Origin of the sequence: Rhodopseudomonas faecalis (genome assembly GCF_003217325.1) — a bacterium.
Lineage (GTDB): Bacteria > Pseudomonadota > Alphaproteobacteria > Rhizobiales > Xanthobacteraceae > Rhodopseudomonas > Rhodopseudomonas faecalis.
This window is the reverse complement of the sequence record NZ_QJTI01000015.1, coordinates 1-16,597: the sequence shown is the minus strand read 5'-3', so window position 1 is coordinate 16,597 and position 16,597 is coordinate 1. Positions and strand designations below refer to the sequence as shown.

Annotated in this window: 15 protein-coding genes; 3 read left to right on the top strand and 12 right to left on the bottom strand. The window is 62.3% G+C overall.

What is annotated here, in order from left to right; genetic code table 11:
* Positions 1-65: 65 nt before the first annotated feature.
* Positions 66-1,421, top strand: coding sequence for an esterase-like activity of phytase family protein (locus BJ122_RS12555; protein WP_110781343.1), 1,356 nt, complete (start codon positions 66-68; stop codon positions 1,419-1,421).
* Positions 1,422-1,688: 267 nt separating this feature from the next.
* Here BJ122_RS12555 and BJ122_RS12550 read toward each other — a convergent pair whose 3' ends face one another.
* The 12 genes from BJ122_RS12550 to BJ122_RS19290 all read right to left on the bottom strand — a co-directional run bounded on the left by BJ122_RS12550 (position 1,689) and on the right by BJ122_RS19290 (position 14,918).
* Positions 1,689-3,374 carry a methyl-accepting chemotaxis protein gene (locus BJ122_RS12550; RefSeq protein WP_110781342.1) on the bottom strand — a complete coding sequence of 562 codons (1,686 nt, stop codon included), beginning with the start codon at positions 3,372-3,374 and terminating at the stop codon, positions 1,689-1,691.
* 223 nt (positions 3,375-3,597) lie between these two features.
* Entirely contained in the window at positions 3,598-5,187 is a 1,590-nt protein-coding gene (gene serA, locus BJ122_RS12545; protein WP_110781341.1) for a phosphoglycerate dehydrogenase, read from the bottom strand.
* A 224-nt stretch (positions 5,188-5,411) separates the two neighbouring features.
* Positions 5,412-6,581, bottom strand: a complete 1,170-nt coding sequence (locus BJ122_RS12540; RefSeq protein ID WP_110781340.1) for a phosphoserine transaminase — start codon at positions 6,579-6,581, stop codon at positions 5,412-5,414.
* Between the two features lie 241 nt (positions 6,582-6,822).
* Positions 6,823-7,164: a hypothetical protein gene (locus BJ122_RS12535; RefSeq protein WP_110781339.1), complete on the bottom strand. Its 342-nt coding sequence runs from the start codon at positions 7,162-7,164 to the stop codon at positions 6,823-6,825.
* A 74-nt stretch (positions 7,165-7,238) separates the two neighbouring features.
* Positions 7,239-8,549, bottom strand: coding sequence for a methyl-accepting chemotaxis protein (locus BJ122_RS12530; protein ID WP_110781338.1), 1,311 nt, complete (start codon positions 8,547-8,549; stop codon positions 7,239-7,241).
* Complete coding sequence (locus BJ122_RS12525) at positions 8,524-9,048, bottom strand: PAS domain-containing protein (RefSeq protein ID WP_110781337.1); 525 nt, start codon at positions 9,046-9,048, stop codon at positions 8,524-8,526. Before BJ122_RS12525 ends, BJ122_RS12530 begins: the two co-directional genes overlap by 26 nt.
* A 164-nt stretch (positions 9,049-9,212) precedes the next feature.
* A complete protein-coding gene (locus tag BJ122_RS12520) occupies positions 9,213-9,680 on the bottom strand; it encodes a GNAT family N-acetyltransferase (protein WP_110781336.1) in 468 nt (155 codons plus the stop codon).
* A 101-nt stretch (positions 9,681-9,781) separates the two neighbouring features.
* On the bottom strand, positions 9,782-10,594 hold the full coding sequence (locus BJ122_RS12515) for an outer membrane protein (RefSeq protein ID WP_110781335.1): 813 nt from the start codon (positions 10,592-10,594) through the stop codon (positions 9,782-9,784).
* A gap of 142 nt (positions 10,595-10,736) precedes the next feature.
* Entirely contained in the window at positions 10,737-11,561 is an 825-nt protein-coding gene (locus tag BJ122_RS12510; protein WP_110781334.1) for an outer membrane protein, read from the bottom strand.
* 232 nt (positions 11,562-11,793) lie between these two features.
* Positions 11,794-13,044 (bottom strand): MFS transporter, encoded by a 1,251-nt coding sequence (locus tag BJ122_RS12505; RefSeq protein ID WP_110781333.1) that lies wholly within the window; start codon positions 13,042-13,044, stop codon positions 11,794-11,796.
* Between the two features lie 148 nt (positions 13,045-13,192).
* Positions 13,193-14,542, bottom strand: coding sequence for a phosphoglucosamine mutase (gene glmM / locus BJ122_RS12500; RefSeq protein WP_110781332.1), 1,350 nt, complete (start codon positions 14,540-14,542; stop codon positions 13,193-13,195).
* A 202-nt stretch (positions 14,543-14,744) separates the two neighbouring features.
* A complete protein-coding gene (locus BJ122_RS19290) occupies positions 14,745-14,918 on the bottom strand; it encodes a hypothetical protein (RefSeq protein ID WP_181418948.1) in 174 nt (57 codons plus the stop codon).
* 154 nt (positions 14,919-15,072) lie between these two features.
* Between BJ122_RS19290 and BJ122_RS12495 the strand changes: the two genes are divergently transcribed.
* Entirely contained in the window at positions 15,073-16,212 is a 1,140-nt protein-coding gene (locus BJ122_RS12495; protein ID WP_110781331.1) for an alpha-hydroxy acid oxidase, read from the top strand.
* A 190-nt stretch (positions 16,213-16,402) separates the two neighbouring features.
* On the top strand, positions 16,403-16,597 hold a 195-nt coding region (locus tag BJ122_RS12490), incomplete at its 3' end, for a hypothetical protein (protein ID WP_146227188.1).

Below are 16,597 nucleotides of genomic sequence, written 5' to 3'. Positions count from 1 at the left end.
TCCGTCAGCCGGCTGTGATCGTCGCTCGGCAAAAAGCCTCCGCGTCATCACAAGGAGGCTTTTCGATGCGACATAGTTGGCTTTGTTCCGTTGCTGCACTGCTGCTGACCGCCGGCGGCGCCGCTGCTCAAAGCGAGGGCGAATTCCCGGCCACGCTGGCCGGCCATGCCGTGCTGCCGGCGCAGAGCTTCGTCGCCGCGCCGGCCGACGCCCCGGACGACCTCAAGACCTCTGGCAAATACACCACCGGCCGCCGCGTCGACGCGCAGGGCACGGTGATGGGCAAGTCGAACGGCCGGCCGACCGGCGTCGCGGTGCCGTTCAACGGCCAGCCGCTGCAGGGCCATTCCGGCATCAAGGCGATGGCGGACGGCACCTTCTGGGTGCTGACCGACAATGGCTTCGGCTCGCGCTACAATTCGCCGGACTCGATGCTCTATCTCAGCCGGCACAAGATCGACTGGAAGAGCGGCAAAGTGGACCGCCAGCAGACCGTGTTCCTGCACGACCCCGACAAGAAGGTGCCGTTCCGCATCCTCCATGAGGACAGCAAGCAGCGCTATCTGACCGGCGCCGATTTCGACACCGAGGGCTTTCAGATCATCGGCGATCATTTCTGGATCGGCGACGAATTCGGCCCCTACATTCTGAAGGCCGACCTCAGCGGCAAAATCCTCGCGGTGTTTGAAACCCTTGCCGATGGCAAGCCGGTGAAGTCGCCGGATCATTGGTCGGTGCAGTCGCCGGGCGCGCCGGGCGCCAGCTATAGCGGCGTCAATCTGCGCCGCTCCAAGGGCTTTGAAGGGTTCGCCGCGTCCAAGGACGGCAAGCACCTCTATCCCCTGCTCGAGGGTCCGCTGTGGGACGCCGACAGCAAGGACTGGGAAAAGCGCGATGGCCGCGAAGTGGCGCGGATTCTGGAATTTGACGTCGCCGCCGAAAAATTCACCGGCCGCTCCTGGCACTATGTGTTCGAGAGCAACGGCCACGCGATCGGCGATTTCAACATGATCGACGCCACCCACGGCCTGGTGATCGAGCGCGACAATGGCGAAGGCACCAAGGACAAGGCTTGCGCCGAAGGCACCCGCGCCGAAAACTGCTTTGCTGACCTCGCCAAGTTCAAGCGCGTTTACAAGATCGAGCTGAGCGACGCCAATGTCGGCCAGCCGGTCAAGAAGATCGGCTTCATCGATCTGATGAAGATCCGTGACCCGAACAAGAAGGCGCGCAAGGAGCTGACCGACGGCGCGCTGGCGTTCCCGTTCTTCACCATCGAGAATGTCGACAAGGTTGACGACACCCACATCATCGTCGGCAATGACAACAACCTGCCGTTCTCGTCGAGTCGCGATCCCAACAAGGCCGACGACAACGAATTCGTGCTGCTCGAAGTCGCCGACTTCCTGAAGGCCAAGTAACCGGCCACGACAGGTAATACCAACGGCAATTGATACCAACCTATTCGCACGTCATGGCCGGGCTTCGTCCCGGCCATCCACGTCTTTGATCTTGCGCCGCTTTCAAGACGTGGATGCCCGCAAAGCGCGGGCATGACAAGTCAATGGTCGGAGTCGCTGGTATAACGGCCATAAAGAGGCCCGGACTGAGATCATCAGCCCGGGCGAAGGCAACCACAGCATCGTTGCTGGTCCTGGCGGTGTGCTGCACGCCGCCAGGATCATGATTTACGCGGCGCGGACCTTGCCGAGGAACTGATCGACCGCTTCGCGCAGCTTGCCGGACTGACCATCCAACTCGCGGGCGCTGGTCAGCACTTCGGCAGCCGCCTCGCCGGTCGCTTCCGCGGCGGTCGCGACCCCACCGATGTGGCCGTGAATTTCGCTGGCGCCGGTTGCCACCGACTGGATGTTGCGCGCAATCTCGCGAGTCGCCGCCCCCTGCTCCTCCACGGCGCCGGAAATCGCCACCGTGATTTCGCTCATCTTCGCAATGGTCTCGCCGATGCTGGAGATCGACTTGACCGCATCGTTGGTCGAAGCCTGCATCGCCGCTACCTGCGAAGAAATTTCCTCGGTGGCCTTGGCGGTCTGGCTGGCGAGCGCCTTCACTTCCGAGGCAACCACCGCAAAACCGCGTCCCGATTCGCCGGCACGCGCCGCTTCGATGGTGGCGTTCAGCGCCAGCAGATTGGTCTGCGAGGCGATCGAGTGAATGAGCTGCACCACCTCGCCGATCTTCTCGGCGCCGGTCGACAGTAGTTGCACCGTGGCGTTGGTCTGCTCGGCATCGGTCACTGCCTTGCCGGCGACTTCCCGCGACTGCGCCACCTGGCGGGCGATCTCGCCGACCGAGCTCGACAGTTCTTCCGCCGCGGCCGCCACCGTGCCGATCGTGCTCGACGCCGCTTCCGTGGCCGAGCCGACCGTGGCGGCGCGGGTCGAAGCATCGCCCGCGGTGGTCGTCATCGATTGCGCGGTCGCCTGCATGTTGCGCGCGGCGGTCGCCACCGAGCCGACGATGCCGCTGACGCTGCGCTCGAAATCACCGGCGATCTCGAGCATGGTGCGGCGGCGTTCTTCGGCGGCGCGCTGCTGCGCCTCGGCCTCAACCTGCTCCAAGCCGCGAATGCGGATCGCGTTGTCCTTGAACACCTGCACCGACTTGGCCATCGCGCCGACTTCGTCACCGCGATCGGTGCCCGGAATGTCGGCATCGAGCTGGCCTTCGGCGAGCGATTGCATCCGGTCGCCGAGCCTCGCCAATGGCCGGGTGATCGAGCGGCCGATCACCCAGGCAATCGCGCCACACACTGCGCCGATACCGAGAATCGCCGCGACCAGCGCCGAGACGATCGGCATCAGCCGGGCGTCGAGATCGTCGAGATAGGCGCCGGAGCCGACGATCACGTTCCACTGCGGTATCATCACGGCGTAAGAAATCTTGCGACGCAGTTGCTCCGAACCGGGGCGCTGGAAATCGTAATACAGCGTCGATTCGCCCTTCGCCATCACCTCATCGCGCAATTCGCGCAGCAGGTAGCGATTGCCGGTAGCGACGTTGAGGAAGCTCTGGCCAATCATCTTCTTGTCGGGCGAAGCGATGGTGATGCCGTCATAGCCATAGGCGAACAGATAGCCATTGCCGTTGTCGAAGGTCATCGCGCCGAGGCGGCGGCTGAATTCTGCGAGCGCCTGCTCTTTGGTGAGCTGGCCGGCATTGACTTCCTTCTGCAACGCCAGCGCGGTATTGCGGCCCATATCGACGAAGTACTTGGTCTGCTCGATGCGTGCCGTGAGCAATTCCTGCTTCATCATGTTGCCGGCATAGACGCCGGCGGCACACAAGCCGACCATCGCAACGGTAACTAAAATGGCGAGCTTGGGCGTGATACGAAGATTACTGAACTTCACCTGAGCGCTCCGATTAGCACGTCACACCCTCCCATGGGCGTTTCTTGCGGCGCACACTATTGGTAGAAGCTTTTCGGATTATTACCGTAAAAGTTGCGAAAATTCCACTTGGCGAACATACGTTGCAATTCGCGAATTGAATCAGACTCAAAAAAAATCCCTCCCCGAATGGGGAGGGATGCATTTTTTTGGTGATCGAAGCGTCGCGACGCGGCGCTGGTAATTAGAACAGCAGCGCCTTGGCCTGCTTGACCGGCGGCAGTGCCTGCACCTTGGCGAGCACGTCGGCCGGCATCGGCCCGTCGATCTCGACCAGCGCGATCGCATCGCCGCCCTGGCTGTGACGGCCGAGGCTGAAGGTCGCGATGTTGACATTGGCATCGCCGAGCAGGCTGGCGAACTTGCCGATGAAGCCCGGCTTGTCCTCGTTGGTCACATAGACCATCGACTTGCCGAACTCGGCATCGACGCGGATGCCCTTGATATCGACCAGGCGCGGATGACCGTCGGCGAACACCGTGCCGGACACCGAACGCTCGCCCTTTTCAGTGGCGACGGTCACGGTGATCAGGCTCTCATAGTCGCTCTCGGCGGCGCGGACGATCTCGTCCACCACCATGCCGCGCTCCTTGGCCACCACCGGCGCCGACACGACGTTGACGTCGCCCAGCATCGGCCGCAGCAGACCCGACAGCGCCGCCGAAGTCAGCGCCTTGATCTTCATTTCCGCGACTTCGCCTTCGTAAGTGATGGTCACCTTGACGATGTTGCTCTCGGTGAGCTGACCGGCGAACGAGCCGAGCTTTTCGGCCAGTTCAATGAACGGCTTCAGCTTCGGCGCTTCTTCCGCGGTGATCGAGGGGAAGTTCACCGCGTTGGAGATCGCGCCGGTGAGCAGGTAGTCCGACATCTGCTCGGCCACCTGCAGCGCGACGTTTTCCTGAGCTTCCGTGGTGGAGGCGCCCAGATGCGGGGTGCAGATCACGTTCGGCAGGCCGAACAGCACGTTGGAAGTGGCGGGTTCTTCGGTGAACACGTCGAACGCCGCGCCAGCCACCTGGCCGGACTTCAGCGCCTCGGCGAGCGCCTGCTCGTCAACCAGACCGCCGCGGGCGCAGTTGATGATGCGCACGCCCTTCTTCATCTTGGCGATCGCGGCCGCGTCGATGATGTTGCGGGTCTTGTCGGTGAGCGGGGTGTGCAGCGTGATGAAGTCAGCGCGCTTGAACACGTCTTCGAGTTCGACCTTATCGACGCCGAGATCCTTGGCGCGCTCCGGCGACAGGAACGGGTCGAACGCAATCACCTTCATCTTCAGGCCGAGCGCGCGGTCGGCAACGATCGAACCGATATTGCCGCAGCCGATCACGCCGAGCACCTTGCCGGTGATCTCAACGCCCATGAAGCGGTTCTTTTCCCACTTGCCGGCCTGGGTCGAGGCGTCGGCAGCGGGGATCTCGCGGGCCAGCGACAGCATCATGGTGATAGCGTGTTCGGCGGTGGTGATCGAATTGCCGAACGGGGTGTTCATCACGATGATGCCCTTGGCGGTCGCCGCGGGAATTTCGACGTTATCAACGCCGATGCCGGCGCGGCCGATCACCTTGAGACGGGTGGCCTTTTCCAGGATCTTCGCGGTGGCCTTGGTGGCGGAGCGGATCGCCAGGCCATCGTAATTGCCGATGATCTCGGCGAGCTTGTCCTTGTCCTTGCCGAGGCTCGGCTGGAAATCGACGTCGATGCCGCGATCCTTGAAGATCTGCACGGCGGCTTCCGACAGCGCGTCGGAAATAAGAACCTTGGGTTTGGTCATCGGAGTTGTCCTGAGCTGAAATTAAAGCTGAAGCTGATGTGAGAGCTGAAGCTGCAACGAATGCTGTGCGCTCCCTCGCCCCGCTCTTGCGGGGAGAGGGCTGGGTGAGGGGCTGCTGAGTCCCCGCATATGCAAACGGTGAGATGAGCGCAGTGCCTGGCCCCTCACCCGGATCGCGAGAGCGATCCGACCTCTCCCCGCTTGGCGGGGAGAGGTTAAGAGCATCAGGCCGCCTGATTCAGCGAGGCCTTGGTGGTTTCAAACGCCCAGTCCAGCCACTGCGTCAGGGCCGCAACGTCGGCGGTTTCCACCGTGGCGCCGCACCAGATGCGCAAGCCGGGAGGAGCATCGCGATAGGCGCCGAGGTCGTAACCCGCGCCTTCCTTTTCGACCGCCGCCACCAGCTTCTTGGCGAAATCGGCCTGGGCTTCGGGGCTGAGCGCGGTGATCGCGGGATCAACCACCTTCAAGCACACCGAGGTGTTGGAGCGGATCGCCGGATCGGTGGCGAGGAAATCAACCCACGGGGTCTTGGCGACCCAGTCGGTGATCACCTTGGTGCTGGCATCGGCGCGGCCGATCAGACCCTTGAGACCGCCAACCGACTTCGCCCAGTTGAGCGCGTCGATATAGTCTTCGACGCACAGCATCGACGGGGTGTTGATGGTCTCGCCCTGGAAGATACCCTCGATCAGCTTGCCGCCCTTGGTCAGGCGGAAGATCTTCGGCATCGGCCAGGCCGGGGTGTGGCTCTCAAGCCGGGCCACCGCGCGCGGGCTGAGGATCAGCATGCCGTGAGCGGCTTCACCGCCGAGCGCCTTCTGCCAGGAGAAGGTCACGACATCGAGCTTGGCCCAATCGAGCGGCTGGGCGAACGCCGCCGAGGTGGCGTCGCAAATGGTCAGGCCTTCGCGATCGGCCTTGATCCAGTCAGCATTGGGCACGCGCACGCCGGAGGTGGTGCCGTTCCAGGTGAACACCACGTCGGAAGCCGGATCGACCTTGGAGAGGTCGGGGAGCTCACCATAGCCCGCCTTGAGCTTGGTGACGTCCTTCAGCTTCAGTTCCTTGGTAATGTCGCCGATCCAGCCGTCGCCGAACGATTCCCAGGCGATGGCGGTGACGGGACGCGGGCCGAGCAGCGACCACAGCGCCATTTCGACCGCGCCGGTGTCGGAGGCCGGAACGATGCCGATCTTGTAATCGGCGGGCACTTCCAGCACTTCGCGGGTCAGGTCGATGGCCAGCTTGAGCTTGGCCTTGCCGACCTTGGCACGGTGCGAACGGCCGAGCGGAGCGTCGTTCAGTTGTTGGGGGGTCCAGCCGGGGCGCTTGGCGCAGGGGCCGGAGGAGAAATTGGAGTTCGTGGGCCGCGATGCGGGCTTCGTCGTCATGTAGTCTATCCTTCCAGATAGCTGCCTCTCGTTGGGGAGAGGTTTCCCGCCGCTGGGAATAGACCTCTGCGCTCCAATGTCAAGGAACTTCCCTGCCGATTTTCACCGGAAAAGCTAGACTTTGGAATCCCGGCCCGGCCTGCCTAGCGCCTGGAACGGCCCGCCACCTTGCGATGGCGCAAGCGCGAACGCCCTGAAAACAGGGGCGCTCGCGCCTTTTGCTGCGATGGCGTCGATACTGTTACTGACCGACCCGGCCCGGATAGCCAGGGGTACTCGGACTATCACCAGGCAGGCCGCTTGGCGCGGCGCCGGTGCCGATCGTGCCGGGCGTCTGCGTATTGGGCGCGCCGGGCTGATTAGTAGCGGCAGCGGGATTGGTTGCCGTGCTGCTCGACGTGCCGGTCCCTGTGGTGGTCGAGGTGCCGGGGTTGATCCCGGCGCCGCCGGGGCTCTGTACCGTGGTGCTCGGGCTATTGGCGACACCGGCACCGCCCGGCGCCGCACCGACGCCGCCGCTTTGCGCCGCAGCAGCCGATGATGCGCTGATCAGGCCCGCGATCAGTAGATATTTCAGAACCATGACATTCTCCCTGGAAGTTTCGACCAGGGAGCAACAGAGGCCGCGGCGCCACGTTCCTGGAACTCGCAGCGGCGCTACGCCGCCGAGACTTTGGCGAGGAACTGCCGCACTTCGTTGCGCAAGGTCTCGACCTGCGCAGCAATGCTGTGGGAGGCATGGTTGACCCGCGTTGCGATCCGCCCGGTGTCGTCAGCGGCTTGACTGATCCCAACGATGTTCGCTGATACTTCCGACGTGCCGCTGGACGCCTGCTGCACGCTGTTAGCGATTTCCCGCGTCGCAGCGCCCTGCTGCTCCACTGCGGCAGCGATTATGCCCGACACATCATTGATCTCTTTGATGCGCTGACTGATGATCTCGACCGCTTCGACCGACTGTTCCGTGACCGTCTGCATCTCGGCAATGCGCGCGGTGATCTCCTCGGTCGCCTTCGCCGTTTGCGTGGCCAGCGCCTTCACCTCTGAGGCAACGACCGCAAAGCCCTTGCCCGATTCGCCGGCGCGCGCGGCTTCGATCGTCGCGTTCAAAGCTAACAGGTTGGTCTGTTCCGCAACCGCATTGATCAGCTTGACGACATCGCCGATCCGCTGCGCGGCGTCGGAAAGATTGCGGATCTTGTCGTTGGTCTCGGTGGCTTCCTGCACCGCCTGCTTGGTGCTGGTCGCCGACAGTTGAACCTGCCGCGAGATTTCCAAGATCGACGCCGTCAGTTGCTCCGCTGCACTCGCCACCGACTGAACGCTGGCCGACGCCTCTTCGGAACCGGACGCAACGCTGGTCGACTGCCGGCTGGTTTGCTCGGCGGCCGCAGCCATCGAACCGGCCGCGCCTTGCAATTCATCCGACGCGCTGATCAGCGTCGTAGCGACCTGATCCATCCCAACCGCGAAATGCTGTGACACATTGGAGACCTCCCGGACCTTGTGATCCATCAGGTCGGTACTGGCATTGATGGTGTTCGCCGCAATGCAGAACGAGCCCGGCAAGCCGCGCGTCAGCACCTTGCGGAAGGTCTTGCCCTGCGAGACGTAGTCCATCGACGCTGACGCCTCACGGACGAAGGCGTCGACAATATCAAGCATATTGTTGACCTCGGCCTGCGCCCGCCCGAGGTCGCCTGCGTCGCGGCGGCCCATCGTGCGGGCTTCGAGATCTCCATGGCGAGCCTTCTCACAAACCGCGGCGATTTCCGCAACCGCCGCTGTGCCGCGGCTGAGTTGCTGGCTGGCGAGAGCAATCAGCCCGACGGCAACGAGGGCGGCTACAATTTCCGCCATCGGGCCAAGTACGCCATCCAGCGCGCGCATGACAACGAGCAAAAGAATCACGACCGCCGCCGCGAGCAGCGCGAACTGCGCCTTAGACAGAGAAGATGAATTCGTCATAGGCCACACCTTGCTGGGAGAGCATTTTCATCAGCATTGCGCTGCCCGCATTCATGCCTTCTTTGGCGCCGCCGGCCCGCCGCTCCTCTGCGCGCAACTGCGCGTAGAGCCGCTCGATTGTCGCCACCTGAGCACGGTCCGGCTTGCGGCGATTGGAGTGAAAGCCGATCACATTGCGATGGCTGTCAAAGGTGGGGGTGACGTGCGCGAACACCCAATAGTGATCGCCGTCGCGCGCCATGTTGACGACATAGGCGAAGATCTCCTTCTTGGCCTGGATCGTGTCCCATAGCAGTTTGAAGATGCAGTGCGGCATATCGGGATGGCGGATCAGATTATGCGGGGCGCCAATCACCTCTCGTCGGCTGAACTTCGACAGCCGTATGAAGACGTCGTTGGCGTAGGTGATCCGGCCTTTGAGGTCAGTCTTGGTAACAATCAATTCGTGATCATCGAATCGGCATTCAACGCCTGTCGGCTTGGCGATTGCACGGGCCATGTCAGTCACTTTCGCATCCAGCAGTCGAACAGCACACGCGATCACTCGCGAAGGCCGGTTATCGCGCGGTGAGATCGATTGCTAAACTGCGAAACACTACTTACTCGAGCATTAAGCTGCAGCCCCGTAACAACCCTAGGTTAAAGGAGCTGCACCGGGTGCAATCAAAACCGCATGGTCATGCCGACATGGCTCGGCTGGAACCCGAGGCGCTTGTAGAACCGCTGGGCATCGACCCGGCTTTCGTGGGTGAACAATTCCAGCAGTTTGCAGCCGTTGGCGAGCGCTTCGCCAATGGCCCAGCGCACCAGCCGCTCACCGACGCCCTGGCTGCGACGATCGCTGACCACACGGACATCCTCGATGATGCCGCGCGAGGCGCCCTGCGAACTCAGCCCCGGCAGAATCGCCAGTTGCAGGCAACCAACCACCTGTCCGTCGGCATCCTCCGCCACCATCATCTGAATGTGATGGGCACGGTGCATCGCATCAAAAGCTTTGTAGTAGCTCGCCGGCAGAGGCTCCACCACCAGCTCGCGGTTTTGACCGAGCGGATCATCAGCGAGCAACTTCACGATCGCGACCACATCAGCGCGCTTCGCTGGCCGGATGGTGATGGCTTCTCCGGTCATGCCCTACCCTTGCCTATTGCTGCAATGATCCTGCGGACAAATAGCACATCCAAAACACGGCCGCACGGTCCGGCAGATCAGCCCGACCACGGCGACCGCTATCAGAACTTGTAACCGACGCCGCCACGAACGGTCGAAACGCTGGTGTCGATCGGCGCCGCGAATTTCAGATATTCCCACTCAGCGCGCAAAAACAGGCCTTCATAGAGCATCATGTCGATGCCAAGCCCGCCGCCATAGCCGTAGATGAAGTGGCCGCGCAGCACATCGGTTTTAGCGAAAAAATTGGTACCTAGATAACCGCCCTGTGCGTCATACAGCCGATCCGCGATCGTAGCCGAGCGGACGATATCAGCCTGCCCCAGCGAAACGGCACCGAACATGTATGGCAGAAATCCGCCGATCATCCAGCCCGCCCGCGCCCGCACCGAACCCAGATCCTTGATCGAGATGGATCCATCGGCTGCATAGGCCGGACAGTGATCTCGTCCATCCGAAAGCGTCATGCAGCGCGCCATGGGATTGCTCGCATTGCTGTCGGAGTTATCGAATTTGCCGTGAATGTAGTTCGCTTCCAGGCCGAGAACGACGTCAGTCCACTGCCAGTTGTAACCAACAAAGCCGCCATAGCCCTGGCCATGACTTGATTGCTTGCCAAGCACGGGCCAACTAGAGACGTTCATCTCGGCGTTGAGGACGGTGACGGCCAACAGTTGATCGACGACACCCTTGGTCGAATTGACGAAATTCGAGTCGGTGGTGCCGTAACTGGCCTGACCACCGACATAGAACCCTTCCCAATTGACGTAACGTCGCGGGCTGTCGAGCAGCGAGCCACGCAACAGCGGCATATCTGCAGCCGCCGCACTCTGCGCTATCACCCCGAAAGCGACCGCTACCACCAGCCCACGCATCGCAACGCTCCTCGACACTTATGCGCTGCGATCATCACCGGTTAACCTTAATCAATCGTTGCGAAATCTCAGATCGCACCAAAGAAAACGGCGCGGGAGGAGCCCGCGCCGTTAACAATCACTAACACAATCGAGGCTGCGATCAGCCTTTGCGGATCAAGGGCGGCGGCGGCACATAGACCGGCGGCGCATCGAGATTCCAGCGCACGCCGAACTTGATGTCGTGCGAGGTGATATCCTTGAGCTCGACATAGTTGCCGACCAACGGGTTATTACCATTCAGCTCGCGCGGGTCGCCGGTCCGGCCAGAGCCGAGGCTGACATAGCTATAGGCCAGTTCAACCGTGAAGCTCGGGCTGACCCGGTAAGCGAGACCGGCATGAGCCGCCCAGGCAAAATTCCAGGTCGAAGCCCCCGGAGCCCAAGCACCGCCACCGGCAATGACATTGGTATCGCGCCAATTGTCGAGCGTAACACGGGCCGCACCGATGCCGGCGCCGACGAACGGGGTCACGCACCACCAGGTTCCGAGGTCGACATAGCCATTGGCCATCAACAGCCACTCGGACTTGGTCGCTTCGAGGTGGTTCGTGTTAACAGCAGCGCCATTCATAAACGAATCGAGCGCGGTGTACTTGGTCCGGCCGCGGTATTGTCCCGTGAGATCGGCGCGGAACCAGCTATTGAACTGATAGCCGACACCAAAGCCATACAGCATGCCGCTGTCAAAGCCGCCCTTGTCGAGCCACTGCCGACCGGCGACGCTGGCCAGAAAGGCATCGTTCAAATCGCTATAGCGCTGATTGGTCATGCCGATATCGCCGCGCAGATACCAGCCGCCAAAATCCTCGATCGGAGGCGGCGCGTAAGCCGGCGGTGGCGCGATCGGCATGTCGGCGGCGAAGGCAGCAGTCGAACTCAGCAATGAAGCCGCTCCGGCGGCCAGTAGAAATTTCACGCTACGCATTGGCGTCGTCCTTTAGCAATCGAGACGGCCGTGAGAGCTCACGCCGGGGTACTGATGGACAGACGATGCCAGCTATTCCTTAAGCGTGACTTAACCCTAATTTTTAAGGTTGATTTTTTGTGTCTCCGATGCTCGTGCGCTGCCGCGCATGTTCCGCGGCGCGCGATTCGGTAACACTTCGTTCACGAATATTGGAGCCCGGCGCGGCCGCCTTGCGACGGCCGCACAGCGCTTAGCGCGCGTGCTTTGGCATGCGCGGCAGGAATATCGCGAGCAGTCCGATCGCCGGCAGGAATGCGCACAGCTGATAGACGAACTCGATGCCGGTGCGGTCGGCGAGCTGGCCAAGCGCAGCAGCGCCGAGGCCGCCGATCCCGAAGGTGAAGCCGAAGAACAGGCCGGAGATCATGCCAAAGCGATGCGGCATCAGTTCTTGGGCGAACACGATGATCGCCGGGGTTGCCGACGCCAGGATGAAGCCGATGAACACGCTGAGCACCGCGCTGCCATAGAGCCCGACATAGGGCAGCGCCAGCGTGAACGGCAGCGCGCCAAGGATCGAGAACCAGATCACATAGCGGCGGCCAAAACGATCGCCGAGCGGCCCGCCAAAGAACACGCCGGCCGCGGTCGCCGCCAGGAACATGAACAGATAGATTTGCGCGGTCTGGGTCGAGACCCCAAACTTCCCGATCAGATAGAAGGTGTAGTAGCTCGACAGGCTGGACATATAGACCTGCTTGGAGAACAGCAGCACCACCAGCACCACCAGCGCCACCATCACCCGGCGCGAGCTGGGTCCGTCCGGATGCCGCGCGGCAGCCATCGCCTTCTTCTTGGCGATCTGCGGCTGATACCAACGCCCGATCCGCCACAGGATCAGGATCGCGACAAAGGCGATCGACGCGAACCAAGCGATGCTCGGCTGCCCGAACGGCACCACGATCAGCGCCGCCAGCACCGGCCCCATTGCGGTGCCGAAATTGCCGCCGACCTGAAACACCGATTGCGCCATGCCATAGCGGCCGCCGGACGCCAGCCGCGCGATGCGCGCCGATTCCGGATGGAACACCGCCGAGCCAAGCCCGATCATCGAGGCGGCCACCAGAATGATCAGATAATGATGCGCCACCGACAGCAGCAGCAGGCCGCACAGCGTAAAACCCATGCCGACCGACAGCGAATAAGGCTGCGGCTTGCGATCGGTGAGATGACCGACCACCGGCTGCAGCAGCGACGCCGTGAACTGGAACGCCAGCGTGATCAGGCCGATCTGGGCGAAGTCGAGCGCGTAGTTGGCCTTCAGGATCGGATACACCGATTGAATCAGCGACTGCATGGTGTCGTTGAGGAAATGCGAGACGCTGATGCCGCCCAGCACCAGATAGGCCGGCCCGGCCGCGGCCACTGTCGTGGTTGCAGCGTTCGGCGCCGCAACCGGCGTGGACTGATCCTCAGGGGCGACGACGACAGGCTTGTTCACGGCGGTTCCGACACATCTTGAATGAAAAAAGCAAGCGCCGGCCGCACCGAAGCGACCGGCGTCGAACTGAAATCATTAAAGGGCGCGAACGACACGCGCTAGCGCTCAGTTAACCATGGCTGGGTTGCAGCCGCGGCGCCGGCTTCCGCTACGCGGCAGCGGCGGCGTCGCCAAGCGCACTGCAGATGGTGTCGACCACTTCTTCCACGATCTCGCGATCGTCGCCCTCGCCCATCACCCGGATCACCGGCTCGGTGCCGGACGGCCGGATCAGCAGCCGGCCGTGGCCGTTCAGGCGCTGTTCGCCGTCGCGGATCGCCGACTTCACGCCGGCATTGTCGAGCGGCTTGCCGTTGCGATAGCGCACATTCTTCAGGATCTGCGGCAGCGGATCGAAGCGGTGGCAGACCTCGGAAACCGGCCGGCCCAGCTTCTGCACCACCGCCAGCACCTGCAGCGCCGCGACGAAGCCGTCGCCCGTGGTGGCGTAGTCGGAGAGGATGATGTGGCCGGACGGCTCGCCGCCGAGATTGTAGCCGCCCTTCATCATCTGCTCGAGCACGTAGCGGTCGCCGACCGGCGTGCGCATCATCTCGATGCCCTGCTCGCCGAGGAACCGTTCCAGCCCGAGATTGGACATTACGGTGGCGACGATGCCCGGCTTGGCGAGCCGGCCGTCTTCCTGCCAGCTCTGCGCGATCACCGCCAAAAGCTGGTCGCCGTCGATGACATGACCGCGCTCATCGGTCAGGATCACGCGATCGGCGTCGCCATCGAGCGCGATGCCGATATCGCCGCGCATCTCGCGCACCTTGCGGCTCAGCGCTTCCGGCGCGGTCGAGCCGCATTCCTTGTTGATGTTAAAACCATCCGGATCGACGCCGATCGAGACCACGTCGGCGCCCAGTTCCCACAGCGCTTCCGGCACCACCTTGTAGGCCGCGCCATTGGCGCAATCGACCACGACGCGCAGCCCTTCCAGGCTGATGTCGCGCGGCAAGGTCCGCTTGGCAAATTCAATGTAGCGATCGTGCACGCCGTCGATACGGCGGGCGCGGCCGAGGCTGGTGCTGGGCGCCAGGCGCTTATCCAGGCATTCGTCGAGCAATTGCTCGATCTGGCGTTCGACATCGTCCGACAGCTTGAAGCCATGCGGGCCGAACAGCTTGATGCCGTTGTCCTCGAACAGATTATGCGACGCCGAAATCATCACGCCGAGATCGGCGCGCATCGATTTGGTCAGCATCGCCACCGCTGGCGTCGGCATCGGGCCGAGTAGCAGCACATCCATGCCGACCGAGGTGAAACCGGCAACCAGCGCGGTTTCGATCATGTAGCCCGACAGCCTTGTATCTTTGCCGATCACCACGCGATGGCGGTACTCGCCGCGCTGGAACACCAGACCGGCGGCTTGGCCGACTTTCATCGCGAGTTCCGGCGTAATCAGGCCATTGGCACGGCCACGAATTCCGTCGGTCCCAAAATATTTGCGACTCATCGATCCCCCAAGGTCACTGAATTAGAAACGCCGCCACCGCCCACCGGCTGTTCCGGCTTATAGGGCGTTTCTGATTGAGATGACCTCAAGAAATATGATGAATTGTTACGACCGGGGACCTCGGGAGCGCCCTAAGTTGTTGAAAAAAGCGCCAATTATGGCGGAGATGCGCAGCGACGGCGCACCGCTTCCGTCCCCAGGTTCATCCTGAGGACGACGCATCGTCCTTCGAAGGCGCCGGCTGGGTGATGCTTACCGGGTCGGATCCCGGAAAAGAATCCTTGAGCGCCTGGTCGAGTTCCCGATCCTTGGCCTGCTTCTCTTCGGCCAGTTTGTCCTTCGCCTTCTTGTCGTCATCTGCGGCGTGGTCCGCCATACTACGCCTCCATTCTGGTCTCCTTGCCGGCAACGCGAAGCGCACGGCGGGGTTCCAGTCCGGCGGCGATCCGATTTCCGTTGCCAGCGAATTGCTTTAGCACTCGGCCGCTGCGCTGGTGCGCCATCGGTTGGAACTAAGGTTGGGAACGTTCATGAAGCAAATTACCTGCATCGAAGATTTGCGCGACATCCACCGGCGCCGCGTGCCCAAAATGTTCTTCGACTATGTCGATCACGGCTCCTATGCCGAGGAAACGCTGCGCGCCAATCGCGACGATCTGAAGAAAATCAAATTCCGGCAGCGCATTCTGGTCGATATCGCCAAGCGCGATCTCAGCACCACCATCATCGGCGAACGCGCCGCGCTGCCGCTGATTCTGGCGCCGGTCGGCTCCACCGGCATGCAGCATGGCGACGGCGAGATTCACGCCTGCCGCGCTGCGCACGCCGCCGGCATTCCCTACACGCTATCGACCATGTCGATCTGCTCGATCGAAGACGTCGCCGCCAATGTCGATCAGCCATTCTGGTTTCAGCTCTATGTGATGCGCGACCGCGGCTTTGTGAAAGCGCTGATCGAGCGCGCCATCGCCGCCAAATGCAGCGCGCTGGTGCTGACCGTCGATCTGCAGGTGATCGGCCAGCGCCACCAGGACATCAAGAATGGCATGTCGGTGCCGCCGGAAATCTTCCGGCTAAAGAACATCATCGACATCGCCAGCAAACCCGGCTGGGTGAAAGGCATCCTTGGCGCCAAGAGCCGCAACTTCGGCAACATCGCTGGCCACCTGCCCGGCTCGAAAGATCTCGGCTCGGTGTCGGCCTGGGTGGCGTCGCAATTCGATCCGTCCTTGAACTGGAAGGACATCGACTGGATTCGGTCGATCTGGCCCGGCAAGCTGATCATCAAGGGCATTCTCGACGTCGAAGACGCCGCGCTGGCAGTGAAGGCCGGCGCCGAGGCGCTGGTGGTGTCGAACCATGGCGGCCGTCAGCTCGACGGCGCGCCGTCATCGATCGAGGTGCTGCCGCAGATCGTCGATCAGTTCGGCCACCGCATTGAAGTGATGTTCGACGGCGGCATCCGCTCGGGACAAGACGTGATGCGGGCGCTCGCGCTCGGCGCCAAGTCGTGCATGATCGGCCGCGCTTACATCTACGGCCTCGGCGCCTTTGGCGGCCCCGGCGTCGCCAAGGCGATCGACATCATCAAAAACGAGCTGTCGACCACCATGGCGCTGTGCGGCGTCAATTCGATCGCCGAGATCGATCACCACGTCTTGGCGAAGTAAAGTAATGGCACGTATGGAGAGCACCTGGTGCTCTTAATCGATCGGTGACGACAAGCTTCGCATTGCGAGGAGCGAAGCGACGAAGCAATCCAGCTTCGAACCGCGTGGCTTCTGGATTGCTTCGCCTTCGGCTCGCAATTGTGCATGTTCAACAATTCGGTGATCGAATCCGCCCTTCAGGGAGGCTTCGATGCGTGACAACAGCTTTGATCGGACGATCGAACGGAATTACATCCAGAAGTGGCGTTTTCTGATCGCCGAGTACGAGGCGGTGAAGGAAGGTCGCTCGCCCCAATTCCGTCGAGTGGGCGACTTTTACCGTCATCACGGCACGTGCTCGCAAACCTTCCGGAAGTACTACAACCGCTATCTGCAGAGCGGTGAT